At 68.6% G+C, this 24,447-nt stretch carries 22 protein-coding genes and 1 pseudogene; 8 read left to right on the top strand and 15 right to left on the bottom strand.

What is annotated here, in order from left to right; all coding sequences use genetic code 11:
* Positions 1–405: 405 nt before the first annotated feature.
* A pseudogene (locus D3869_RS04430) lies at positions 406–681 on the top strand (helix-turn-helix domain-containing protein); the annotation flags it as partial.
* A gap of 664 nt (positions 682–1,345) precedes the next feature.
* Here D3869_RS04430 and D3869_RS04440 read toward each other — a convergent pair.
* Complete coding sequence (locus D3869_RS04440) at positions 1,346–2,521, bottom strand: hypothetical protein (protein ID WP_137139080.1); 1,176 nt, start codon at positions 2,519–2,521, stop codon at positions 1,346–1,348.
* A 172-nt stretch (positions 2,522–2,693) separates the two neighbouring features.
* Positions 2,694–3,290: a DUF882 domain-containing protein gene (locus tag D3869_RS04445; RefSeq protein ID WP_137139081.1), complete on the bottom strand. Its 597-nt coding sequence runs from the start codon at positions 3,288–3,290 to the stop codon at positions 2,694–2,696.
* Positions 3,291–3,621: 331 nt separating this feature from the next.
* Here D3869_RS04445 and D3869_RS04450 point away from each other — a divergent pair, with 331 nt between their 5' ends.
* On the top strand, positions 3,622–4,854 hold the full coding sequence (locus D3869_RS04450; RefSeq protein WP_137139082.1) for a L,D-transpeptidase family protein: 1,233 nt from the start codon (positions 3,622–3,624) through the stop codon (positions 4,852–4,854).
* 71 nt (positions 4,855–4,925) lie between these two features.
* Here the strand turns inward: D3869_RS04450 and D3869_RS04455 are convergent, their stop codons facing one another.
* Positions 4,926–5,510, bottom strand: coding sequence for an HPF/RaiA family ribosome-associated protein (locus D3869_RS04455; protein WP_137139083.1), 585 nt, complete (start codon positions 5,508–5,510; stop codon positions 4,926–4,928).
* Positions 5,511–5,558: 48 nt separating this feature from the next.
* Entirely contained in the window at positions 5,559–5,852 is a 294-nt protein-coding gene (locus tag D3869_RS04460; RefSeq protein WP_137139084.1) for a DUF2934 domain-containing protein, read from the bottom strand.
* Between the two features lie 213 nt (positions 5,853–6,065).
* On the opposite strand from D3869_RS04460, the gene D3869_RS04465 reads away from it, so the two are divergent.
* Positions 6,066–7,388 (top strand): polysaccharide deacetylase family protein, encoded by a 1,323-nt coding sequence (locus tag D3869_RS04465; RefSeq protein ID WP_247895719.1) that lies wholly within the window; start codon positions 6,066–6,068, stop codon positions 7,386–7,388.
* A 51-nt stretch (positions 7,389–7,439) separates the two neighbouring features.
* On the opposite strand, the gene D3869_RS04470 is transcribed toward D3869_RS04465, so the two are convergent.
* The 5 genes from D3869_RS04470 to treZ all read right to left on the bottom strand — a co-directional run bounded on the left by D3869_RS04470 (position 7,440) and on the right by treZ (position 14,194).
* On the bottom strand, positions 7,440–7,805 hold the full coding sequence (locus tag D3869_RS04470; RefSeq protein WP_137139086.1) for a hypothetical protein: 366 nt from the start codon (positions 7,803–7,805) through the stop codon (positions 7,440–7,442).
* 101 nt (positions 7,806–7,906) lie between these two features.
* Positions 7,907–8,116 carry a hypothetical protein gene (locus tag D3869_RS04475; RefSeq protein ID WP_137139087.1) on the bottom strand — a complete coding sequence of 70 codons (210 nt, stop codon included), beginning with the start codon at positions 8,114–8,116 and terminating at the stop codon, positions 7,907–7,909.
* A 638-nt stretch (positions 8,117–8,754) separates the two neighbouring features.
* Positions 8,755–9,918, bottom strand: a complete 1,164-nt coding sequence (locus D3869_RS04480; RefSeq protein ID WP_175426395.1) for a PAS domain-containing sensor histidine kinase — start codon at positions 9,916–9,918, stop codon at positions 8,755–8,757.
* A gap of 261 nt (positions 9,919–10,179) precedes the next feature.
* A complete protein-coding gene (locus D3869_RS04485) occupies positions 10,180–12,240 on the bottom strand; it encodes an amylo-alpha-1,6-glucosidase (RefSeq protein ID WP_137139089.1) in 2,061 nt (686 codons plus the stop codon).
* Positions 12,233–14,194 (bottom strand): malto-oligosyltrehalose trehalohydrolase, encoded by a 1,962-nt coding sequence (gene treZ, locus D3869_RS04490; RefSeq protein ID WP_247895720.1) that lies wholly within the window; start codon positions 14,192–14,194, stop codon positions 12,233–12,235. The genes D3869_RS04485 and treZ overlap by 8 nt, the downstream gene beginning before the upstream one ends.
* Before the next feature lie 111 nt (positions 14,195–14,305).
* On the opposite strand from treZ, the gene D3869_RS04495 reads away from it, so the two are divergent.
* Positions 14,306–15,052, top strand: coding sequence for a ThuA domain-containing protein (locus D3869_RS04495; RefSeq protein ID WP_137139091.1), 747 nt, complete (start codon positions 14,306–14,308; stop codon positions 15,050–15,052).
* Positions 15,053–15,056: 4 nt separating this feature from the next.
* On the opposite strand, the gene D3869_RS04500 is transcribed toward D3869_RS04495, so the two are convergent.
* The 5 genes from D3869_RS04500 to D3869_RS04520 form a co-directional block, all read right to left on the bottom strand.
* The gene (locus D3869_RS04500; protein WP_137139092.1) at positions 15,057–15,311 is read right to left on the bottom strand and encodes a hypothetical protein; all 255 of its coding nucleotides are present in this window, start codon (positions 15,309–15,311) and stop codon (positions 15,057–15,059) included.
* A 30-nt stretch (positions 15,312–15,341) separates the two neighbouring features.
* On the bottom strand, positions 15,342–16,532 hold the full coding sequence (locus D3869_RS04505) for a zinc-dependent alcohol dehydrogenase (protein WP_137139093.1): 1,191 nt from the start codon (positions 16,530–16,532) through the stop codon (positions 15,342–15,344).
* Positions 16,529–17,266, bottom strand: a complete 738-nt coding sequence (locus D3869_RS04510; RefSeq protein WP_137139094.1) for an SRPBCC family protein — start codon at positions 17,264–17,266, stop codon at positions 16,529–16,531. Before D3869_RS04510 ends, D3869_RS04505 begins: the two co-directional genes overlap by 4 nt.
* Positions 17,263–17,697 carry a DUF3775 domain-containing protein gene (locus tag D3869_RS04515; RefSeq protein WP_137139095.1) on the bottom strand — a complete coding sequence of 145 codons (435 nt, stop codon included), beginning with the start codon at positions 17,695–17,697 and terminating at the stop codon, positions 17,263–17,265. The genes D3869_RS04510 and D3869_RS04515 overlap by 4 nt, the downstream gene beginning before the upstream one ends.
* Before the next feature lie 79 nt (positions 17,698–17,776).
* Positions 17,777–17,983: a hypothetical protein gene (locus D3869_RS04520; RefSeq protein WP_137139096.1), complete on the bottom strand. Its 207-nt coding sequence runs from the start codon at positions 17,981–17,983 to the stop codon at positions 17,777–17,779.
* Between the two features lie 235 nt (positions 17,984–18,218).
* Here D3869_RS04520 and D3869_RS04525 point away from each other — a divergent pair, with 235 nt between their 5' ends.
* From D3869_RS04525 to leuA, 4 genes are all read left to right on the top strand, one after another.
* Complete coding sequence (locus D3869_RS04525; RefSeq protein WP_137139097.1) at positions 18,219–18,878, top strand: alpha/beta hydrolase; 660 nt, start codon at positions 18,219–18,221, stop codon at positions 18,876–18,878.
* A 75-nt stretch (positions 18,879–18,953) separates the two neighbouring features.
* Positions 18,954–19,328: a CidA/LrgA family protein gene (locus D3869_RS04530; protein WP_137139098.1), complete on the top strand. Its 375-nt coding sequence runs from the start codon at positions 18,954–18,956 to the stop codon at positions 19,326–19,328.
* Positions 19,325–20,047: an LrgB family protein gene (locus tag D3869_RS04535; protein ID WP_038526571.1), complete on the top strand. Its 723-nt coding sequence runs from the start codon at positions 19,325–19,327 to the stop codon at positions 20,045–20,047. The genes D3869_RS04530 and D3869_RS04535 overlap by 4 nt, the downstream gene beginning before the upstream one ends.
* 390 nt (positions 20,048–20,437) lie before the next feature.
* Complete coding sequence (gene leuA / locus D3869_RS04540) at positions 20,438–22,150, top strand: 2-isopropylmalate synthase (RefSeq protein ID WP_137139099.1); 1,713 nt, start codon at positions 20,438–20,440, stop codon at positions 22,148–22,150.
* Positions 22,151–22,358: 208 nt separating this feature from the next.
* Here the strand turns inward: leuA and glyS are convergent, their stop codons facing one another.
* Entirely contained in the window at positions 22,359–24,446 is a 2,088-nt protein-coding gene (gene glyS / locus D3869_RS04550) for a glycine--tRNA ligase subunit beta (protein WP_137139101.1), read from the bottom strand.
* Position 24,447: the final 1 nt, after the last annotated feature.

The raw sequence follows: 24,447 nt of genomic DNA on the forward strand, positions 1-24,447 counted from the left end.
GGCGCGGACTGTGGCGCGAATTCTATAGCCTCCGACCTATCCGAATTTGATTAGCAAAATGTTTCCACACCATCGCGAGAAGCTGAAATCACCATAATTTGAAATGTTCACTCCATAATCACGATCCGTGATGCCATTTCTTTCTCGATTGCCCTCATGCGCGAGTGCGCAACCGGCACGCGCGCGACAGGCAAAGCGCCACAATCAACGCCTTCAGCAGACCGCGTTGCAAGGGAGGGCGCAAGGGTGCGGGAGAATCCATATGCTTTCATATCTGCTCAAATCATGACCAGAGCGCAGTAATTTCAGAGATTCCGCTTGCGCACCAAAAAGTTCTGTGTGAACAATCTTATCGTCATTCTCAAATCCTACATATTTATTCGCAAGCATTGGAGTTCCGGGTCCATGAGCGAACCAGCCGTGCGCAAAAGAGGGCGACGCGGATCGCCCGAATCCTGGTCGGTCGATGCACATGTCGGGCAGCGCGTGCGCATGCGCCGAACCCTGCTGGGCATGAGCCAAGAAAAATTGGGCGACGCGATTGGCCTGACCTTTCAACAGGTCCAGAAATACGAACGCGGCTCCAACCGCATCTCGGCCGGCACGCTGTATCGCCTCGGACTGGTTCTTGACGTTCCCGTCAGTTTCTTCTTCGATTGTTATGACGATTCGCAGGCCTCGGGCGGGAAAGCGGCCTCGACGGACGACTCCCGGATCATTGACAGCTCGATCAGCCGCCGCGAAGCGCGCATGCTGAGGCTGTGGCGCGCCGCTCCGGAGAGCGTGGGCGACGAGCTTCTTTCGCTTCTGGGATCCCTGTCGCCCCATCTGCGTGACGCGCGGGAGGACGAGGTTCAGGAAGATGAGGATGGCCGACCGGCCGACACCGCGTCATCAATCGCCGCATCATCGGCCGCCGCATCACCGGCCGCCGCATCACCGGCCGCCGCATCACCGGCCGGCGCATCACCGGCCGGCGCGCCGAGACACCGCTTCGCGCGCGAGGGGATCGTTCTGTCGGTTCCGGGCTCAAGCGGTTCCAAGGCCGAGTCGAAGGCGGGCCCCGCTGCGGGCAAGGCGCTCCTGAAAGCCGCCGCCTCCCCCCGCATCAAGGCCGACGCGGCGGCCGGCGGGAAGCGGCGGCGTCACGGCGCCGTCTGGGACCCGGCGGACATCTACCGTGCCGGAAAGGCGCCGGCCGGCAAGCCGAACAAGGCCCCCACCTGACGGCGCAACGCCCGCCCAAAGATACGGGTCCCAAAAAGCAGGGGCCCAGGAACGACAGGCGGGGCGGCGCCATCACCGGGCGCCGCCCCGCTTTGCGGAAAACGCCGGGAGTTTGGAATCAGAAGCGCAGGATCGCCGCGGTCGAGGCGCCGGACGGCAGTTCCTCCTTGCTCACCACATGCACCTCGCCACCGCGCAACAGGGTCTCGGTGGCGGCCTCCTCGACAAGGTCGACAGCGCCGTCCGTTGCGTGGTGCAACGGGAAGGCCCGGTGATAATCCTCGCGGAAGTGTCCCCAGACCTTCTCGTTCTCGGCCACCAGGAGGACTCCGACCCGACCTTCGCGCGCCGCCACCATCACGTCCTCGGCCCGCGTCGTTGTCCGTTCCGCCGTGTTGCGGTCGCCATTAAGGGCGTTGAACCGTTCCACCGCCGTCCGCCGTGTCTGCTCGAACATCGGCCGGACCACCGCATAGGCGCGTCGATGCAGGTCGTCGATGTCCAGGGCATCGGGGTTCGTCACGACTCCCTCTTCCTGCATTCCCTGAAGATGCGCGTCCCGGCGCAGATGCCCCTGGATTTCCTCGTCGGCCACCAGCACCAGCGGACCACGGAACGGTTTCAGGTGATCGCGCACACGGCCGGCAACCCGTCCGAGATACTCGATGAGGTGAGCCTTGCGCAGTTCCTCGGGGTCTTCACCGAAGTTGTGCGTCTTGACCATCGACACGCCGCCGCGGTCCGTGCGGTCGGCATGGCGGGCCGGCGGGGCCGAATGCAGATTGTTCTCGTAATTGGTTTCGGCATGGATTTCCGCGACACCCTGCGGCAGGCCGGCGTCCTCCTCCGCAATGCCGTGGCGCGTCGCGCAGAACAGGCGGGCACGGCCCGCCGTGACGGCCAGGATCATGAAGGCGCCGTCGTCCGCCAGCAGCGGCAGCAGCGGCCGCAGCGTGAAGCGGGAGTTGACGACCACCTCCTCCGGCAGTTCGACGGGCACGCGATGGATGGCCGATACGCCCTTGGCCAGGAAGATGGCCAGACCACGGTCCATGTGGCGCCAGAACTCGTTCTGCTCCAGAAGATCAGACGCCGGTTTCAGGAAGGCCTCGGCGTCGGGCCGGCGCAGGCCGTGCTTCTCGCACAGCTGGTCCTGCGCCTTGGAGAGCAGGTTGCGCAGCCGGATCACGTCTTGGCGGATGTCGCGTCCGGCGATGTGGGTGGGCAGGAAGATGGACACCGCCGGGGCGGCATCGACGGTCAGAAGCCGTTCCAGATCGTGTTTGCAGAACATCGCCTTCGTCGCCCTCCGCGTTGCTCGTTCGGGGAATTCCGATGGGAGCAACCGGCGCGTCGGGCCATGGTTCCGGGGTGCCTACCGACTGGGCAGGCGCCCGGAACAGGGCGTACGGCAAGTCCGCCTATGACGCCGACGGCGATGGCGTCACCCGGCTATGCGCGGAAAATCACCAGGTGCGGACCGGCCCGGTGTCGATGTGCACGAAACCGCTGCGCGGGTAATAACCAACGCCGCCGGCCTCCATGCCGCGGGCCGCGGCGGCGATGGCCTTCAGTTCGACATCCGGCAGCATCACGTCGATGGCCATGCCGCGGGTGTGGTAGCTTTCCTTCGCCACCCCGCGCGAGCGGCGGCGCGCCATGGCGTTGGTGCGGCGCGACCGATAGCCGCAGATGACCTGGAAGGGCTCGTCGCTGTCCAGAGTCTGGTGCAGGCGGGCCAGCACGTCGAACAGGCGCGGATCGTAGCGGCCGACCTGCTTGGCCCGGTGATCGCGCAGCAGCACGTCCAGCTTCTTCAGCGCGTCCGGGCGATAGGCGCCGTCGGCCCAATAGACGCCGCTGAACTGTTCGTTGGTGTTTATGTTGTGCAGGGCCAGTCGGCGCGCGCCGCCGGCGAGAGGGGCCGCAAGGGCCGGTGCGGCGGGCACCAGGACCGGAACGGCCAGGGCGGTCAAGGTCGCGGCGGCGAAGGTCAGAAACCCACGGCGGCCGGTCTCGCGCCCATTCATCGGCGCGGCACGGTCGTCATTCCCCAAAAGCATCACTCCCTATGCATTTTGGTGATCGGGCCGCACCGTTCCAGCGCCGGAGGACCCACTATGGATTGTTCGGATAAGACCTAAATATTGCGGTCATAGCGAACGACTATTTCCTATAGGCTAGGGCTTGACGGGGATCAACCCGAAAATGGCCCGAATCGGTCACAATTCGGCCCCCGGCGCTCCCACCAGCAATGGTTGCCCCTGGCCGGAGGCCGTACGCCGATTTCCCGATCCCCTGGACGTCCGTCCCTGCCTCGCCGGACGCGGGTTCACGTACTACATTCGATAGAAAGGACGGGGGATCGGACCGCCTGCCAGACGAGGACGGATCATGCACGCATCCCAGACGCTTACCGACCAACGACGCCGCCCGGCGACGGTCCTGGCCGCGCTGACGCTGGCGCTGTCCGTGATCGCCGGCACGGCCACCACCCCGGCCACCGCCGAAGCCGCCGCCTACCGCGACACGCTGACCGGCTGGGCCGACCGCCTGGACGCCGCCGCCACGCTGCTGGAGGCGGAGCCGGAGCGCCCGGTCACCCGCATCGGGTCCGGGCCGCTTTTGAAGAAAGGCAGCGCCGGCGAGCGCGTGGAGCGGCTGACCCAGCGCCTGGCCGAACTGGGTTTCCTCGACCGGCTGCGCCAGGGCGATCTGTTCGACGAGGAGGTGGACACCGCGGTGCGCGCCTTTCAGTTCAGCCAGCGGATGAAGGTGGACGGGCTGGTCGGCGGCGGAACGCGGGTGGCGCTGGACCGCAGCCCGCAGGAGGCGGCGGCCCAGCTGCGGCGCAGCGCGCTGTCCATGCGCGCCTTCCGCGACACCGCGCCGGACACCGTGATCCTGGTGAACCTGCCCAGCCAGACCACCACGCTGGTCCGCGACGGGGAGGAGGCGCTGACCATGCGCTCGATCGTCGGACGCCCGTCGCGCGAGACGCCGCTGCTCCAGGACCAGATCACCCACGTCATCGTCAACCCGACCTGGACCGTGCCGCCCACCGTGCTGAAGGAGGACAAGCTGCCCCTGCTGCGGGCCAAGGGCACGCCGGGCATCGCCAACGCGGTGGTCTATCTGGACGGCGCCCCGGTGGAGCCGGCCGTCGTGGACTGGCGCAACGTCTCGCCGCGCCGGGTGCGGATCGTCCAGCAGCCGGGCGACCACAACGCGCTGGGCCGGTACCGCTTCAACATGACCAACCCCTACAACATCTACCTGCACGGCACCAACGAGCCGCGGCTGTTCGATCGGGAGATCCGCACCGTCAGCTCCGGTTGCGTCCGCCTGGAGGACGCGCGCGGCATGGCCGAGGCGCTTCTGGCGAACGAGCATGTGTCCACGGCGCGGCTCGACCGCATGCTGGACCGTCAGGAACCCCAATGGATCAAGCTGACCCAGCCGGTGCCGGTGCGCTTCGTCTATTGGACCGCGACGGTGGACGACCGCGACGCCGTCCGGCTGCACCCGGATATCTACGACCTGAACGAGGACATCGCCCCCACGTCGGCGCCGGAGCCGGCCGGCCCAACCTCGGCCGACCCGATGCCCCCGGCCCAGAGAGCCTGAGCCCCAAAAAAAGCCGTTCCCAGAGAAGCCGTTCCAAAAAAAGCCCCCGCCGATTGGCGGGGGCTTTTTCGTCAGGTGGCCCGCAATTCGGTGTCGGAGCCGGAGGCCCGCCACACCTTGGAGGCGGTCGGGCCGGTATCGCCCGTTGCCTCCACATACTTCACCGGGTCGCCGGTCCGGAGCTGGTCCATATCGACGTTCAGACAGCTGTTCCGGTGGAAGTAGAGCTGCGTCCCGGTGTTGGTGGTGATGAAGCCGTGGTCCTCGGTCGGGTTGAGCTGCGAGACCCGGCCCGGCTGTTCCGGATCATGGACCTTCACATCGCGGCGCATCTTGTCCTTGTATTCCTTCAACTGCCGCTCCGCGGCTTCGAAGGCGTCGCGGATCGAGGTCCGGGCGTCGGGGTTGGCATAGCGCTCCTTCGCCTTGTTCGGCTTGCGGCTGACCACGATGTCCTGGCCCGGCACCATCAGCTCGATGTGGACGTCGAAGACGTTGCCGGTCTTGTGCTGGCGGTGCTGGGCTTCCACGGCGACGCGGATCCCGACCAGCCGGTCGAACAGCTTTTCCGTCTTCTCCGCCCGTTCGCGGATGTAGGCCTCCAGTTCCGGCTGGGAATCCATGTTGTGGAAGGCGATTTCCAGGTTCGTGTCCATGGGGAGTCCTCTCTAAGCACGACATGAGGAAAGCGGTGGGCGCCGCCGTCAGGAGTCGCGGGCTTGCCCGGGGATGCGGAACTCCTCTCCCTGGTCGGCGAGGCCCGGCATCTCGCCCTGGCTTTCCATGCTCAGCACGGGTTCGACCGGTTCGGTCCGCTCCGCGGTGTCGTCGGGACCGCGCGCCGGATTCGGACGCAAGGTGTCCCGGTAATTGTCCTCGATGGCGATTTCCTCGCTCGCCAGTTTCCAATGGTCTTCGGCGCGATCCTCCGGACGGCCTTCACGCTCCCAGATCTGGTGAGCGCGCGCTCTGATCCGGCCTTCCAAATCATCCGCCATCCGGGCTGCCTCCTTTCGGTTCTCGTTCCGCGCTTCCCGTGCCCCAAATGGCAGGGGCATTCGACCGGGGCGCTTCCGGACAACCGCGCCGGAACACGGAAGGTTCCTCCCCCAAGGGAGGGGCGAAGCCGGGAAAACACCGGAAACCACGCCGTTTGAATTAATTCCGAAGGGGTGGTATTCGACGACGGCGACGATCCGGAGGACAAACGCGTGAACCGGCCTGAACACGGACGCCCCCTCACGTCCTCCCTCCTCACGGGCATGCGCCGCTTCCGTTCCTCCCTGTTCGCGCTGCCGTTGGCCGCGGGGATGCTGCTCGCCCTTCCGGACACCGCCGCCCGCGCGGCGGATGGACCGCCGCTGCTGCAACTCGGCCTTTTCCAAAGGGAAGGGGATGCCTGGTGGGCGTGGGACAGCCTGCGCCGCCGCTCGCCCGATCTGGCCGACGGACTCAGCCCGGCGGTCGTTCCGCTCGACGCGCGGCGCCAGGGCGAAGGCGTCGCCCTGCGGGCCACCGCCCCGGTGGGGTTGGACGTGACGGCGCTGTGCCGCCGCATGCTCGGCGCCGGCTTCGGCTGCCTCGTCCTCGACGCGCCTCCGCCGGCCCCTTCCCTGTCGGCACCGCCTCAGGCATTGCCCCAGGCACCAGAGACCAGGCCGCCCGCCGACAGCGCTCAACTCGCCCCGCCCCGCCCCGCCGGGGATGGCAAGGCGGACGTCGCGATCACCTACCCGCCGGAAGCCGCCCGGACCATGGCCGCCATCGAGAAGTCCGGGCGCCGCAAGGGCCGGCTGGGCGCGGTGATCCCCGACACGGCGCTCGACGTCATGCCGGCGACGCTGAAGGAGGAGGGCTGGAACCTCTGCGCCCTCACCTTCGATGATGGGCCGCACCGGGTGGTCACCCGCCAGATCCTGGACGTGCTGAATCGCGAGAAGATCCCCGCGACCTATTTTCCGGTCGCCAGCGTCGCCGAGAACCAGGGCGAGGTGATCCGCGACTTCATCGCCGCCGGCCATGAGATCGGCAACCACAGCCTGACCCACGCCGACCTGCGCGCCATGGACCCCGAGGCGCAGCGCCACGAGATCGCCGAGGCCAACCGCATCCTGCGCGGCTTTGGCGCCAACCCGGTGCTGTTCCGCCCGCCCTACGGGCGCTACACGCCGGATCTGCTGGCCATCGCCCGTGAGGAGAGCATGAGCCCGGTGCTGTGGACCGTGGACACCCGCGACTGGCAGGTCCGCGACCCCGACCGCATCGTCCAACATGTCAAGACCGAGGCGGGGACCGGAAGCGTGCTGCTGCTGCACTCCACCTACCCGTCCACCCTCAACGCCCTGCCCCGCGTGATCGCCGCGATGCGTGCGAAAGGCTGCGAGTTCGTCACCCTGTCGGAATGGATCGAGCGGATGCACCAGATCGCCACGCCGGCCACGGCCATGGCCCCGACCCTGGTGAACGCTGGGGTGAACGCTGGCGCGAAGGCTGGGGTGAAAGCCGGCGACGCGGCTCTGCGCACCGCGAACTGAGCCGCGCGGAGCGCAAGGTCTGGGGCCGCGGCCGGAACCGGAACGGTCCCTTTACTTTCCGGTCTTCTGCTTGCGGATCTGCAGATACTTGCGGATGGTCGCCTCGACCTCCGGTGGCAGCATGTTCCAGGCGCCCGACACCGACCCGCCCTTGACCTCCTCGATGGTCACGGTGGCGGGGAAGGTGAACTTGCCGCAGGCGTCGTCGATCCGGACCGTGATCCGCGCGGTCTGGCTGGGGATCAGGGACCCGTCGAAGCCGGTCGCCACGAAGCCCTTGTGGCTGACCCCGGCCAAGGGAAAGCTCTTGCCGTCGAACTCGATGACGTTGGACGGGCCGGCGGACGCGTTGGGCCGGCGCGGCGCCGCCTTCTTCTCGTCCTTGACGGTCACCTTCAGAAAATCGAACAACCCCATGCACAGCCCCCGCCGAACAGCGCCGTCCATCGCCACGGCGCCATCACTTTATGCGCGGACTTGCAAGGGGAGCAACCGGGATTTCCCGGGCCGGCGGCGCTTCAACCCTGGGGCGAGGCCACCGCCCTCCCCCGCGTCCGTACGGCGGACAGCGCGTCCAGCGCCCGCCGGACGCTCAGCATCGCGAAGGGCAGCAGGACGAGGAGGACCGCGGCCATGCCCGCCGCCACCGTCAGCACGCCCGCCGCGTCGGCTTCGCCCAGATGGGCACCGAGGGTCAGCAGCAGATGAAGGATCAACGCGGACAGCATCGCCGCCGCCAAAGCCGGAGCGGCAAATCCTTGCACGCGCCGACACCGCGATTGGCCGGTCGCCGCGCGCCATGACCATCGTGGACGCGCCGCCGGGCAAGACGTCCCATAGACATCCAGCATGGGCACTCCTCCCGTCACTGCTCATCCGGCGCGGGTTGGATTGGGGCAATACGGCGGGATGAGGCGTGACCACTATAGCGGCAAAAGTGCGCAAAGCCTAAAATCTGAAGTACTTATTCTGATTGGCCGGCCCTCCCGCCAAAGGTTATGGGTCCAGGACCGCTCTCTTCACCTCCCGCTTAGGCTCTCCACAGAGTCTGTGGATAACTGTGTTGACAAGGCCCCGCTTTTCCCGATTCGAGTCAAGCGCGACAAGGCCATAGCGCGATTTGCCTACATTTTGGGCATGTCACACAAACCATTGAAATGCATTGCCTTTCCAGATTCCCAGGGGTGTTGCAACGCTCACGCCTGTCAATTGGATTCTGCTGTCCGGCAACCCACGCGGCGATTTCGCGCGGGTCTGTGCCCTGTTGACAACTGAATGTTTGGATTCCCCGCTTGAGGCACCCCGATCCCTCCACACCCCTCCCCCACCGGCGGAGATGATTCGGCTCACCATCCATTTGCCGGTGTTACAATCCGGCACGGAGACCTTGAGTCAGGGTCACGGTGACCGCGGTTCCGCCGCCCGGCTTGCTGAAGATGCGGATGCCGCCGCCCATGCGTTCGACCAGGGCCTTGCAGATCAGCAGGCCGAGGCCGCTTCCCACCTCCCCGTCGGCACCGGGCGCGGCGTGGTGGGGATCGATGCGGAACAGATGGGGCTGGAGTTCCTCCGGAATGCCCAGCCCGTTGTCCTGGACCCGCACAGCCACCCGACCATCCGCCGGCGCGGCGGACAGCATGACGATGCTTCCCGAGGGGGAGAAGCGCACCGCGTTCTCGATCAGATGCTTCAGCACCGTGTTCAGCGCGGACAGGTCGCCCAGCACCGGGGTGGCGACGATCCGATTGACGATCAGGATGTCGCGGGAGCGGGCGCGCGGCTCCAGCTCCTCCAACACGTCCTGGAGCAGGCCGCCCAACTCATAAACCCGCAGATCCACGGGCACCTGATTCAGCTGCAGGCGTGACCACAGCGACAAATTCTCGATGGTCCGCATCATCTGCCGGCCGGCGTCGCTGCACAGCGCCGCGTAGGCGCCCAGCTGCGCGCTTCCCTGGCCGGCGGCGCCCACCGGTTCGGGCAACGCCGCGTCGGAAGAGATCATCTGCGTCGCGCCCAGAATGGCGCTCAGGGGATCCTTCAACTCCTGGCAGATCTGCCCGAGAAAGCGGTTCATCCGCGCGACCGCGTCCGCCAGTTGGTCCACCCGCAGGGCGCGCTGCGTCTCCTCTTCGCTGCGGCGGGTGATGTCGGTGACGAAGATGCAGAAACCCGGCGCCGTCCCGACTTCGCCGCCGTCCAGCCGCGAGTCGTTGAAAATCACGCGCAGCGGCATCCCGTCGGAGCGGATCAGGGTCACGTCGTAACTGCGGTGCGCGGTCAGGTCACGGATGGCCGCCTGCCGCTCCAGGACGCTTCGGCTTTCCTCGGCCACATAGGTCAGCAGGTGGGTTCCGATCAGCTCACCGGCCCGGTAGCCGAGCAGCGCGCACAGCGCCGGGTTGACGGCGACGGTGACCAGTTCGCCGTCCACCACCCAACAGGCCTGGGCGCTCTCCTCCAGAATCCGCCGGCTCAAGGCGTCCCAATCGACCGCCGGGTGCTTTGCTTTCGACAGCAGTGCCAGCATGCCCCCTCCCGTCATCATCCTGTGCGGGTGGTCACACGGCCGTGTGTGTTCGTGAATTTTCGTTCCATCCCGCCATCAATGATAGGCACGGGCGGCAGAAACCTTCAACAAAATGTGGGTTTCCCGGATGTTATGACGCTGTCATCGAATCGTGTTTTTGCCGGGTCGCCGCTTTCTGTTCAGTAACCAAGAGGTTGCCGCGGGCTATCTCCTTAACTTCTTATGACGCTTTTCATAGGCGGTATGACAAGGCGCGTGGAATCAACGATCCTCCTGCGTCGCCGCCCAGCAGCGCAGCACCTCCGCGACGCTCCAGGCCTGCGAGATGCAGCCGCGGGGACTGAAGGGCGGCTCGGCGTCGAAGATCTCCGAGATGGTGCCGATCCCCGCCTGGTCCAGATGCGGCAGGAAACCCTGAAGCAGGTCCCGCGCCCCCGCCTTGTCCTCCGGATGCAGCTTCAGCCACGCGTCGACGTAGGGGCCGATCAGCCACGCCCAGACCGTGCCCTGGTGATAGGCGGCGTCACGGGCGCGCAGGTCGCCGAAATATTTCGGCTTGTAGTCGCGCTGCCCCGGCGCCAGGGAGCGCAGCCCGACCGGAGTCAGCAGCCGTTGCCGCACCGTCTCGACCACCGGCTCCCAGCGGGCACGGTCGAGCACCGGGTTGTCGAGCGAGACGGTGAAGATCTGGTTGGGCCGGCAGGCGTCGTCGTCGCCCCGCTCGCCGTCCACCACGTCGTACAGGTGACCGGCCTGGGCGCACCAGAAGCGCGCGTTGAAGGAGGCGCGGGCCTGTTCGGCCAGCTCCTCCAGCGGGCGGGCCGCCTGGACGTCCCCCTCCTCGTTCAGCCAGCCGGCGGTCAGGCACAGCGCGTTGTACCAGAGCGCGTTGATCTCCACCGCCTTGCCCCGGCGTGGCGTGACCACCCAGTCCTCGACCTTCGCGTCCATCCAGGTGAGCTGGTAGCCCTCCCGCCCCTGGCGCAGCAGCCCGTCGCCGGGGTCCATGGCGATGCCGAAACGGGTGCCGCGCCGGTGATGGTCGATCACCTCGACCAGCCGGGGCAGCAGCAGTTGCAGCGTGTGGCGGTCCTCGGTCGCCTGGACGTAGCGGTTCAGGGCGTGGAAGAACCACAGGGTGGCGTCGGCAGTGTGGTAGAGCCCCTCATCCTTGCCGTCGGGGAACATGTTGGGGATCAGCCCGTCGCGGATGTAGTGCGCGAAGGTGCGCAGGATCCAGCCGGCCTCCATGTGGCGCCCGGTGGTCAGGGTCAGCCCCTCCAGGCTGATCATGGTGTCGCGGCCCCAGTCGGTGAACCAGTGGTAGCCGGCGATCACCGTGCGCACCTCGTCCCCCTCGGCACGGGCGCGCATCTGGTCGGCGACGCGGCCCGCCGGCACGAACAGGAAGCTGTCCGCCGAGAGCACCAGCTCCGCCATCGCCCCCTCGCGCAGCGACGGATGGGCCGTCCCGACAATGCGCCGCCGCCGCTCCTTCTCGAAGCGCAGGACGTCGGCGGGCGGCAGCGCCCACAGCCGCTGCCACGGCTCGGTCGCCGCGACGAAGCTCAGCGTCTGGCCCTGGCTGAGGGGGCCGCTGAAATAGCCGGGCGTCCACAGCGAGCCGCGGGATTCGTAGCCGCGCTCCGCCTCCACCGGATAGACGATGTCGCGCCGCGCCCCGCCGTCCAGCGTCAGGGGAAGCTCCGCCCCCTCGATGGTCATGCGCAGCACCGGCAGTTCCGGCCCGGCCCATATCTCATACTCGTGGCCGCGGGCGGTGACGCGGTAGTCGCGGGCCAACGGCTCGTCCACCGCGGATTCCAGTTTGCGGAAGGCCATCACCGGGCGGAGCCGAAGGCAGATCGGCTGCGGCGCCTTCACCACCCGGTAGGTGACATGGACGATGTTCTGCAGGTGCGGCAGCACGATCTGCTTTTCGATCACCACGTCGCCGATCTCGTAGCGCCAGACCGGCAGGCCGGATTCCATGCGGAACTCGGCGAGGCCGGAGGGGGCGGCGTCCGACGGGTAGTTGGGGTCGGGCCAGTGATCCGCCTGCGGGTTGTGGCTGGTCAGCCGCCGCTCGGTGCCGTCGCGCTCGATCAGCACGTCGTTGAGCTGGCTCAGCATCACCACCCGGCCCAGCGGCGCCGGCAAAGCCGCCACCAGCAGCCCGTGATAGCGCCGCGTCACCGCCCCCGACAGGGAGGAGGAGGCGTAGCCGCCCAACCCGTTGGCGACCAGCCATTCGCGGGACAGCGCGGCGTCCGGTGCGGACCGCAGGACGTCGCGGGTGATCTTGCGGATGAAATCAGCCATGGGTCTCCTGAGCGCTCGCGCCGTTGCCTTCGCCCCGTTCCTCGTCCGGACCAACGTCCTTGGCGGCCAGGACGACCGCCGCATGGCCGGGCAGCCGCCAGCCTCGGTCCGGCGATTCCAGCGGGGCGATGCCGCAGCCGCCATAGCGGGGGTCCTCACTGGACCACAGGGGCGTCCAGTCCCTGCCAACCGGCGGCGCCAGCAGCGGTTCCGGCAGGACGTCCAGCCGCAGGTCGCGGCCAAGATTGACCAGCAGCAGCCGGTCGTCTCCATCGCTGCCGAAAAAGCGCAGGACGAACGCCTCCTCCCCCAGCACGGCGCCGTCCAGCCCGCCGTCGCCCTGCGCCCGGAACACCGGGTCCTCACGGCGCAGGCGCAGAAGGTCGCGGTGCAACGCCCACACCTCGGCGTGGGTCTCCCGCTCCGCGTGGTCGAGCGTGCTGCGCCGGAACGTCTCCCCGTCTTGCGGGCGGGTCAGGTGGGCGCGCATGGCCGGGGTCGCGAGGCTGGGGAACTGGGACAGGAACTCCCCGCGCCCCGCCTCCACCTTGACGGCCAGATCGGGCTCGTGGTCGGCGAAGTAATAAAAAGGCGCGCTGGCCGCGAACTCTTGCCCCTGGAACAGCATCGGGGTGCCGGGACCCAACAGGGTCAGCGCCGTCAGCGCCCGGAAGCGCCCCGGCGTGGTCAGGGCGTGGATACGCTGGCCGCGGCCCGAATTGGCGATCTGGTCGTGGTTCTGAAGGAAGGCGACGAAGGCCGGCCGCGGCAGTCCATAGGCCGGTGTCCCCCGCCGCTTGCCCTGCCAGCGGTACCATTGCCCCTGGTAGAGGAAGCCGTGCTTGACGGCCGACAGCAGTTCCTGCGGCGTGCCGCGGTAGTCGGTGTAGTAGGCCTCGTTCCGCCCGGTCAGCGCAACTTGGGCCGCGTGATGGAAATCGTCGTTCCACAGCGCGTCCAGCCCGCAGCCGCCCCGCTCCACCGGCGTCGCCATCGCCGCCTGCTGGCACTCGTTCTCCCCGATCAGCAGGGTGCCGCGCCCGCCCGCCGCCTGGCGAACGGCCTGCCCGATCTCCTGGATGATGTGCGGGGTGGAGCGGTCGAAGATTTGCTGGGTGGCGTCCAGCCGCAGCCCGTCGAGATGGTACTCGTCGATCCAGAAGGCGGCGTTTGCCCGGAAGAACTCCCGAACCGGGCCGCAGTTCGGGCCGTCGAAGTTGAGCGCGTCCCCCCACTCGTTCTTGTAGCGGGTGGTGAAGTAGTCCGGGGCGAAGCGGGACAGGAAATTCCCGCTGGGACCGAAGTGATTGTAGACCACATCCAGGATCACCGCGAGGCCCAGCGCGTGGGCGCGGTCCACGAAGCGCCGCATGTCGTCCGGTCCGCCGTAGAGCCGGGTCGGGGCGAACAGGTCCACCCCGTCGTAGCCCCAGCCGAAGCGCCCTGGAAACTCCGCCACCGGCATCAGTTCGAGGACCGTCACCCCCAGCTCCACCAGACTCGGCAGCTCGCGCGCCGCCGCCGCCCAGCTGCCCTCCGGCGTGAAGGTGCCGATGTGCATCTCGTAGAGCACCTGCCCGCGCAGGCCGCATCCCGCCCAGCCGGCGTCGGTCCAGGCGAAGGCGGACGGGTCCACCAGCTGCGACGGCCCCTCCGGCCCGTCGGGTTGGAAGCGGGAGGCCGGATCGGGGAAGGCCGGGCCGTCGTCGAGCCGGAACCGGTAGAGGCTGCCGACCGGCACGCCCTCCACAATCGCCGCGAAATAGCCGCCGTCCTCCGCCTCCAGCGCCACCGCGCGCTCCTCCGGCCCGACCAGCAGGTGCACGCTGCGGCAGGCCGGCGCCCAGACCCGGGCCAGCGCTCGATCACCGGCCGCGGGCTCGACACCAATCGGACAACGGCGGAGGGTGAAGGCCGAACCGCCGGCCTGCGCTGCATCGGGAGGACTCGACACGGGACACTCCCACCGCAATGTTTCGACCATCGCCCCCAACAGGCGCCATCTCCCTTCGTCCCATGGGCGATTCCATTGGAACCGGCCCCCCCTCCGGAAAGGTCTCCCGCCATGCCGCACCCCTCGCCGCGCGTCCTAATCTGGAACGAGTTCCGCCAAGAACGCCGGGAGGAGGCGGTGATGGCTCACTACCCCGACGGCATTCACGAGGCGCTGGCCGCCCCCCTGCGCGCCGCCGGCCTGACCGTGGAGACCGCCACGCTGGACGAGCCGGAGCATGGCCTGACCGAGGACCGGCTGAACGCCGCCGACACGCTGGTGTGGTGGGGCCACCGCGCCCATGCCGAGGTGTCGGACGCGGTGGTGGAGCGGGTGAAGCGGCGGGTGACCGAGCAGGGGATGGGCCTCGTGGCGCTCCATTCCAGCCATTTTTCCAAGCCCTTCGTCGCCTTGATGGGCACCGGCTGCTACCTGAAGCACCGCGTGGCGGCGGAGAAGGAACGGCTGTGGGTCGTGGACCCCGGCCACCCCGTGGCGGCGGGCATTTCCGATGCCATCGAGCTGGACCGGGAGGAGATGTACGGGGAGCCCTTCGACGTGCCCCCGCCCGACGACCTCGTCTTCCTGAGCTGGTTCCAGGGCGGCGAGGTGTTCCGCAGCGGCTGCGGCTGGCGGCGGGGGATGGGCCGGGTCTTCTATTTCCGGCCCGGCCACGAGACCTATCCCACCTACCACCACCCGCACATCCAGCGCGTGATCCTGAACGCCGTCCGCTGGGCGGCACGGCCAGAGGGGCTGGAGGCGCCGGTGCGGGGACGGCGGACGACTCCGCCGGAGCCCATCCCGCCCCGGACGTGACGGATCAGACCCGCTCCCCGAAGCTCTCGGCGGCGGCATCAATCACGGCGGGGTGGGCGCGCAGCCGGTTGAGCGCGGTGTCCCGCTGGGAATCGTCCAGTTCCAGCGTGACGATGACGTCGACGGCGCCGCCGCGCTCCGCGTCGCGTTCCTCGCGTGCGGTCTGGACGACATGGCCGCAGCGGTCGCGCAAGCTCCCGACGATCTCCGCCTCGACACCCCGTCCCTTCTCCGCCAAATAGGCGTAGACGATCTTCATGGCCGTTCCACCCCTTGTTTAGGCCCGCCGTCACGGCGCGAAGACGACCCGCATGCAATCGTCGGCCTTCTCCTTGAACATGCGGTAGCCCTGGGGCGCGTCGTCCAACGCCCATTTGTGGGTCAGCAGGTAGGCGGGATCGAGTTCACCCTTCTCGATGTGCTCGAACAGGCGCTTGACGTAGCGTTGGCCGTGCTGCTGGCCCATGCGGAAGGTCAACGCCTTGTTCATCGCCGCCCCCATCGGGAACTTGTCGATGAGGCCGCCATAGACGCCGACGATGGACAGGGTGCCGCCCTTGCGGCAGCACTGGATCATCTGGCGCAGGACGGCGGGCCGGTCGCTCTCCAGCCGCAGGGCCTGCTTGCCGCGATCGTACAGATCCTCAATGGCCAGCCCTTTGATGGACGGGGCGCCGCTGTCCGCCTCCATGCCCACCGCGTCGATGCAGACGTCCGGACCGCGCCCGCCGGTCATCGCCAGCAGGGCGTCGTAGATGTCGACGCGGCTGTAATCCAGCGTCTCCGCCCCCGCCTTCATCTGGGCGGCGCGCAGCCGGTCGGGGAAACGGTCGATGCCGATCACCCGCTCCGCCCCCATCAGGAAGGCGCTCTTCATCGCCATCTGGCCGACGCCGCCGCAGCCCCAGACGGCCACCACGTCGCCCGGCTTGATGGCGCCCATGTCGGCGGCCATGTAGCCGGTCGGCACGGCGTCGGAGACGAAGACCGCCTGCTCGTCCGTCACCCCCTCCGGCACGCGGAAACAGTTGGTGTCGGCGAAGGGGACGCGGATGTATTCGGCGTGGCTTCCGGCGTAGCCGCCGAAGGCGTGGCTGTAGCCGAAGATGCCGGCGGTGCAATGCCCGTAGGCCATCTCCTCGAAGGCCGGTTGCGGGTTGGAGTTGTCGCAGAGCGAGAACTCCTCATGCTCGCAGTGCCAGCACTTGCCGCAGCCGATGATCGACACGGTGATGACCCGGTCGCCGCGGTTCAGCCGCGTCACCTCCGGCCCCTTCTCCACCACCTCGCCCAGGAATTCATGGCCGATGATGTCGCCGGCCCGCATGGTTGGGACGTAGCCGCCGATCAGATGCAGGTCCGACCCGCAGACCGAGGACAGGCTGACCTTGATGATCGCGTCCTGCGGGGCAAGGATCGTGGGGTCCGGAACCCGCTCCACCCGCAGGTCGTTCACGCCGTTCCAGCAAAGCGCCCTCATCCCGTCACCTCACGCAGTTTGGCTGTCACCCGGCCCCGCTCGGCCCGCCCGCTCGGCTGGCCCTCGATGGTGGGAAGCTCGCCGACCTCCATGATCCGCTTCAGGCGGCGCAGCGCCTCGCGCGCCTGCTGCTCCGGCGCGGCGCCAAACAGGCGGGACACGGCGTTGCCGCCGGCGCCGCCCGGCGGGTGGTAGGCCAGGGTCAGGCTGACCTCCGTCCCGCGCCCGCCCGGCGCCGGACGGAACAGGACGGTGCCGCGGTGCGGCAGGTCGGCTCCCTCCAGCGTGTGCCAGGTGATGAGTTCGTTCTCCCGGACCTTGTCGAGCCGGCTGTTCCAGACCACCGGAACGCCGCCGGGGCCGTGGGCCTTCCAGCGGCTTTCCGTGTCGGACAGGATCTCCACGGCGTCGAGGTGGGGGAACAGCGCCGCCAGATGGCGGACGTTGCGCCAGTGGCGGAACAGTTTTTCGGCCGGGACCGCGATGGTGACGTTCGCCTGGGTGGTCGTCGGCTCCCGGCGCACCGCCGGCAGAGCAACCTGCCGCAGCGGGCTGGACAGCGGAACCCCCGCCGCCCCGGCGAGGAAAAGCCCGCCGCCGAGCGCGGCCAGCGCCCAGCTTCCCCGCCGCGCCCCGGCGAAGCCCAGCGCCGTGCCGCCGAGGATGGCGGCCCAGCGTTCGAGCGTGCCCGCGGAGCCCTCCGGGCGCCGCCCGCCGTCCCGGTCCCCGGTCATTGCCCGTCCTTCTTCTTCAGCAGATCCAGCTCGTACAGCCCCTTCATCAGGTCGTCGTGCAGATCGATGCGCTCCGCGATGTCGGTGTAGTGGGTGGCGTCGGGCGCCCGCCCGGCCTCGTCCAGCGCGCGGTCCCACTGGTTCCCGGCGAAGTCGCCGCGCCCCACGAACATGACCGCTCGCAGCTCCATCCGCTGTTCGGGCGTCAGGTCCTCCAGCATCTTCTGGAGCTGGCTCAGCGCGCCGCTGGCGTCGGAGGACAGGATGCTGAGGGCGTCGAGATCGGTCGGGTTCCGCGAACCGCGTTCGCTGCGCTGTTCCCCGAGGTCGATGTTGCGCATTCCAGCGAGGAAACGCTGGCGGTCGGCCACGGCCTCGTAGGCGAGGTCGGCGGCCTGCTTCACGGTATCGACCGAAATCTGTTTGAGCATGTGTCGCACTTCTTTTCAGTTGCACGGCTTTGCCCGACGCCAACAGCCGGGCTGCGGGTTCGTCGCGGAGGAGCCCCGGTTACCCGTCCCGCTTGCGCTGCTCGTCGGAGGCGCCGCGGGACCCGCCTGAGCCCGAGCCGCGCTCGCGCCCCTGCCCGCTGGACTGGTTCTGGCCGGGCTTGTTGCCGGCGGCCTTGTCCGGATTCTCATGGCCGGACTTGGCGGCCTTGCCGGGGCCGCCGGACTGATGCTTTTCCTGCTCGGTGTCGCGGTTGCTGCGGGACATGGGGTTTCTCCCGGTGTGGTTTCTCGGGTTGGCGGCCTTGGCGCTGCGGGGCATTGCGCGCGGCTCTTATCGCGAAGCCCTTGTCGGGAACCCTTGTCGGGAAGCCCTTGTCGCGAACCGCCTCTCGGCACAACCGGAGACGGTGCGGCGAGGTTCCGAAGCAACATGCCGGAGCAACTGAGATGCCCGGTGGCTTGTTAATCCCCGCAAGACCTTGGCAAGCCGGAGAACACCCATGCCGCTCCTGTCGGCGCAGATCGGTGACACCGTGGACGAGACGTTCGCTCCCGTGCGGCTGGAAACCGACCGCGGCACCGTGGACGCCCGCCTCTACGCCGCCCCGGACGGGCACAAGACGGCGGGAACGCTGGGCGTCATCTGGCTCGGCGGAGTCGGCGGCGGCTTCGACTCGCCGGCCCAGGGGCTCTATCCGCGGCTGGCGGACGATCTCAGGCCCGACGGCATCGCCTCGCTGCGCGTCCGCTACCGCAATCCCCGCGCGCTGGACGAAGCGGTCTATGACGCTCTGTGCGGCCTGACCTTCCTCGGCCGGATGGGCATCCACCATGTGGCGCTGGTCGGCCATTCCTTCGGCGGGGCGGTGGCGATCCAGGCCGCGGCCTCCAACCGCGGGGCGGTCTGCACGGTGGTGACTCTGGCCACCCAGGGGCTGGGCACCGACGCGGTGGCGGACCTGAGCTGCCCGGTGCTGCTGGTCCATGGCGAGGCCGACGAGGTGTTGACGCCCATGTGCTCGATCCACGTCCACCGCATGGCGCGCGAACCGAAGAAGCTGGTCCTGGTGCCCGGCGCGGGTCACTGCCTGGACGAGACCGCCGAGGCCGTCTGCCGCGAGGTGCGCGACTGGCTCAAGGCTCAACTGCTGGAGCGGTAGGGCATATCCACTCCCCCCACGGCGTCCTCCGGGATTAGGCTGCGGCCACCTCCCCGAAAAGCCCGGAGCCTGCCGATGCTCGGCACCCTGACCCTTCTTCTCTCCTGCCAGCTGGCGGGGGAACTGACCGCCCGCCTGCTGCATCTGCCCGTACCGGGGCCGGTGATCGGCATGGTCCTGCTGTTCGTCGGCCTGCTGGTCCGCGGCGGCGTGCCGGAGCCGTTGCAGGAGACGGCGGGCGGCATCCTGCGCCACCTGTCGCTTCTCTTCGTTCCGGCGGGCGTCGGGGTGATGGCCCATCTGAACCGGCTGGAGGCCGAGGCCCTGCCCATCGCCGTCGCCCTGCTGGGCAGCACGCTGATCGGCGTCGCGCTGACCGCCTGGGTGATGAGCGTGCTGAGCCGCCGCGGGCCCGACGCCGAGTCCAGGGATGCGGAGGACGCGCCATGAGCCCCGATTTCCACGAGATCTGGGTCTATCTGTCGGCCAGCCCGCTCGCCGGCCTGACCCTGACGCTGGCCGCCTATCAGGCGGGGATGTGGGTGTTCGAGCGGTTCGGGCGGCGGCCCGCGCTGAACCCGGTGATGATCGCGGTGCTGCTGATCGCCGCGACGCTGATGGTGGCTGGGATCGACTACCGCACCTATTTCGACGGCGCCCAATTCGTGCATTTCCTGCTCGGCCCGGCCACGGTGGCGCTGGCGGTCCCGCTCTACCGCCAGTTCCAACAGGTCCGCCGCTCCGCCGTGGCGCTGCTGGTCGCACTGCTGACCGGTTCCGCCGCGTCGGCCTTGAGCGCCGTCGCCATCGCCTGGGCGCTGGGCGCGTCGGAGCGCACCATGCTGTCGCTGGCGCCGAAGTCGGTGACCTCCCCCATCGCCATGGGCGTGTCGGAGCAGATCGGCGGGCTGCCCTCCCTCACCGCGGTCTTCGTGATCCTGACCGGGATCATCGCCGCCTCCTTCGGCACCTGGGTCCTGAACCTCGTCCGGGTGACAGACTGGCGGGCGCGCGGCTTCGGGCTGGGGGTGGCCGCCCACGGCATCGGCACCGCCCGCGCGCTCCAGGTCAACGAGGTGGCCGGAGCCTTCGCCGGGTTGGGAATGGGTCTGAACGGGCTGGTGACGGCGATCCTGCTGCCGGTCCTCTACCGCCTGTTCTTCACGTGAAGCGCCGTCCCGCGACAGAAGATTTCATGGAATCGTGGCTTGACAGAGCAAGCCTGCCTGCGCAGAGTGTGGCCCATGACTCGCATCGACCACACGAACGCCCTTCTGCGACTTATCACCCCGGCGCTTTGAGCGTCCGGGTCGTCTGCGTTCGTCCGCCCTGTTCCCTGGTCGAAGTGTCTGTTTTCCCAATGAGCACCCATTGCACGCGTCCATTCGGCACGCGCCCTTGCGGGGCGAAACGTGTCTCCCGGCTGGGGCCGGGGCTGCGACTTAGGAACGGTCGCTGAGCCGCCCGGCAGCTCGGCGACCGTAGTCCCGCCGGTCCCCACACCACACGAGACAACGCCCCGCCGCAAGACCGGGGCTCCCAAGGGATCACGAAGCGTCATGAACCACATCGCCACCCCCGCCGCCGCCACCACGTCTGCGACCTCTGCCGCCAAGCACGAGAAGTACGTCCCCTTCGCCCCGGTGAAGCTGACCGACCGCCAGTGGCCGAACCGGACCATTGAGAAGGCGCCGGTCTGGTGCTCGGTGGACCTGCGCGACGGCAACCAGGCGCTGATCGAGCCGATGGGTCCGGACCGCAAGCGCGCGATGTTCGACGCGCTGCTGAAGATGGGCTTCAAGGAGATCGAGATCGGCTTCCCCGCCGCCTCGCAGACCGATTTCGACTTCTGCCGCGAGATCATCGAGGGCGGCAAGATCCCCGACGGCGTGACCATCCAGGTCCTGACCCAGGCCCGTGAGGAACTGATCCGCCGCACCTTCGAGGGCATCAAGGGCGCCAAGCGCGCCATTGTCCACCTGTACAACTCGACCTCGGAGCTGCAGCGCCGCGTCGTCTTCGGGCTGGACCGCCAGGGCATCGTCGACATCGCCGTCGCCGGCACCAAGCTGATCAAGCAGCTGGCCGCCGAGCATCCGGAGACCGAGATCGTCCTGCAATATTCGCCGGAGAGCTTCACCGGGACCGAGCTGGAGTTCGCCCTGGAGATCTGCGAGGCGGTGATGGAGACCTGGGGCGCCAGCGCCGCCAACAAGGTCATCCTGAACCTGCCGGCGACGGTGGAGATGTCGACCCCGAACATCCACGCCGACCAGATCGAGTGGTTCTGCCGCAACATGAAGAACCGCGACGCGGCGATCATCTCCCTGCACCCGCACAACGACCGCGGCACCGGCGTCGCGGCGGCGGAGCTGGGCATGCTGGCCGGCGCCGACCGCGTGGAAGGCACCCTGTTCGGCAACGGCGAGCGCACCGGCAACGTGGACGTGATCACGCTGGCGCTGAACCTGCTGACCCAGGGCGTCGATCCGGAGCTGCGCATCGACGACATCAACGAGATCGTCCGCGTCGCCGAATACTGCACGCAGCTGCCCGTCCATCCGCGCCACCCCTACGCCGGCGAGCTGGTCTTCACGGCCTTCTCCGGCTCGCACCAGGACGCCATCAACAAGGGCCTGAAGGCGCTGGCCAAGTCCAACCACGGCACCTGGGAGGTTCCGTACCTGCCCATCGACCCGCAGGACCTGGGCCGCAGCTACGAGGCGGTGATCCGCATCAACAGCCAGTCGGGCAAGGGCGGCATCGCCTATGTGCTGGAGAAGGATTACGGCATCCAGATCCCGCGCCGCCTGCAGATCGAATTCTCCAAGACGGTGCAGCGCATCGCCGACGAGACCGGCAAGGAGCTGGCCCCCGCCGACATCCACAACGCCTTCAAGGCCGAGTATCTGGACATTGACGCCCCGCTGGCCCTGATCGAGCATTCGACCGAGCCGCGCGGCCCGAACTCCGGCGCCCGCGTGCTGAACGTGGTGGTGTCGCGCGACGGCGTGGTCAGCACGTTGAAGGGTTCGGGCAAGGGTCCGATCGATGCCTTCCTGGACGCGCTGCGCCAGGGGGCCGGCATCGACCTGCATGTGGTGGACTACCGCGAGCACGCCGTCGGCGAGGGCGAGGACGCCCAGGCCTGTGCCTATGTCGAGGTGAAGACCAACGACGAGCGCACCCTGTTCGGCGTCGGCATGGACGCGGACATCGTGACCGCCTCGCTGCGCGCCCTGGTCAGCGCCGCGAACCGCGCCTCGCGGTAAAGGGAGCTTGGAAAATGAGAAGGGGCGCCCGGCTGGGGCGCCCCTTTTTTGTTGGGTGTATGGGGAGTGTCCGAGACGGGCCCCCACCCTGACCCTCCCCCGCTGCGCAGGGGAGGGAAACTTGGCCCTCCCCTGCGCAGCGGGGGAGGGAGGGACCCACGCGCAAGCGTGGGAGGGTGGGGGCACCGCAATGGCACCCCCTCCCCCATCACCCCTCGATGCGCGAGAAGTCCGCCACCGCGTTCAGCGTCGCCCGGATCTGGCTGAGCAGCCGCAGGCGGTTGGCGCGCAGGTCGGCCTGCTCGGCGTTCACCGTCACCTTGTCGAAGAAGGCGTCCACCGGGCCGCGCAGGCGGGCCAGCGCCGCCATGGTGCCGGTGAAGTCCTCCTGCGCCAGCAGCGGCCGGGCCGTCTCGCCGGCACCGGACAGGGCGCCGTAGAGGTCCTTTTCCTCCGCCAAGGTCAGCAGGGCCGGATCGACCGGCTGGTCATAGGCCTTGCCGTCCTTCTTCTCCTCGATGCGGACGATGTTGCTGGCGCGCTTGTAGGCGGCGAGCAGGTTCGCCCCCTCCTCCGACCCGACGAAGGTCTGGAGCGCCTTCACGCGGGCCAGCAACCGGACGAGATCGTCCTCGCCGCCCAACGCGAACACGGCGTCCACGAGGTCATGCCGCACGCCCTGGTCGCGCAGCGTGACCTTCAGACGGTCGGCGAAGAAGGCCATCAGGTCGGTGGCGACGCCATCGGCGGCGGCGAAACCGCCGACCGTGTAGGCGCCGTGCGCGGCCTTGAACAGCTGCGTCAGGTTCAGCCGCAGCCCGTTCTCCAGGATCAGCCGGATGATGCCCAGCGCGGCGCGGCGCAGCGCGTAGGGGTCCTTGGAGCCCGTCGGCTTCTCGTCGATGGCGAAGAAGCCGACCAGCGTGTCGAGCTTGTCGGCCAGCGCCACGGCGACCGACACCGGAGCCGTCGGGCAGGAGTCGGAGGGCCCGAGCGGCTTGTAATGCTCGGCGATGGCCTCGGCGACCGCCGGGTTCTCGCCCTCGCCCAGCGCGTAGTAGCGGCCCATGATGCCCTGGACCTCGGGGAACTCGCCGACCACTTCGGTCACGAGGTCCGCCTTGGACAGCAGGGCGGCGCGGGTCGCCGCGTCCGCGTCGGCGCCGATGGCGCGGGCGATCTCGGCAGCCAGCACCTGGACGCGCGTGACCTTCTCCGCCACCGTGCCGAGCTTGGCGTGGAAGGTGATGGCGCCCAGCTTGGACACCCGGTCTTCCAGCTTCGTCTTGCGGTCCTGGTCCCAGAAGAACTTGGCGTCGGACAGGCGGGCGCGCAGAACACGCTCGTTGCCGGCAACGATGGCCTTGCCGCCGTCCGCCGTCACCGTGTTGGCGACCACGACGAAGCGCGGGGCCATCTTCCCGGCCTTGTCCAGCAGGGCGAAATACTTCTGGTGCGTGCGCATGGAGGTGATGAGAACCTCCGACGGCACGTCCATGAACTTCTCGTCGATGGTGCCGACCAGGGCGACCGGCCATTCGACGAGGCCGGCGACCTCCTCCAGCAGCCCGTCGTCGGGTGAGAGGGTCAGGCCCTCCGTTGCGGCCAGCGCCTCGGCGTCGGCCTTGATCTTGGCCTTGCGCTCGGCGCGGTCGAGCAAGACGTGAGCGGCGCGCAGCTTGGCCTTGTAGTCGGCGAAGTCGGTGACCGTGAAGGCGTCCGGCGACAGGAAGCGGTGGCCGCGGGTGCTGTTGCCGAAGACCAGCTTGCCCTGCGCGCCACCCAGGTCGAACGATCCCTCCAGCACCGCGCCGCCGAACAGCGCGATGATGGAGTGCAGCGGGCGCACCCAGCGCACCGTGCCGGTGCCCCAGCGCATCGACTTCGGCCAGGGGAAGTCACCCATGACCGCCGGGATGATCTCGGCCAGCACCTCCGCGGTGGCGCGGCCCTTCTTCTCCGCCACGGCGAAGTAGAAGACGCCCTTGCCGGTGTCGCGCTGCTCGCACTGGTCGAGGCTGGTCAGGCCGGCGGACTTCAGGAAGCCGGCGACCGCCTGCTCGGGCGAGCCGACGCGCGGCCCCTTCTTCTCCTCGCGGACGTCGGCGGTGCGCTCGGCCAGGCCGTCGATCACCAGCGCCAGGCGGCGGGGGGTGGAGTGGGCCTCGGCCGTGTCGAAGGACAGGCCGTTGGCGGCCAGCTTCTCGGTGACGAGGCGCTTGAGGTCGTCCGCCGCGCGCGCCTGCATGCGGGCCGGGATTTCCTCGGAGAAGAATTCGATCAGAAGTTCGGGCATG

Origin of the sequence: Azospirillum brasilense (genome assembly GCF_005222205.1) — a bacterium.
Classification (GTDB): domain Bacteria; phylum Pseudomonadota; class Alphaproteobacteria; order Azospirillales; family Azospirillaceae; genus Azospirillum; species Azospirillum brasilense_G.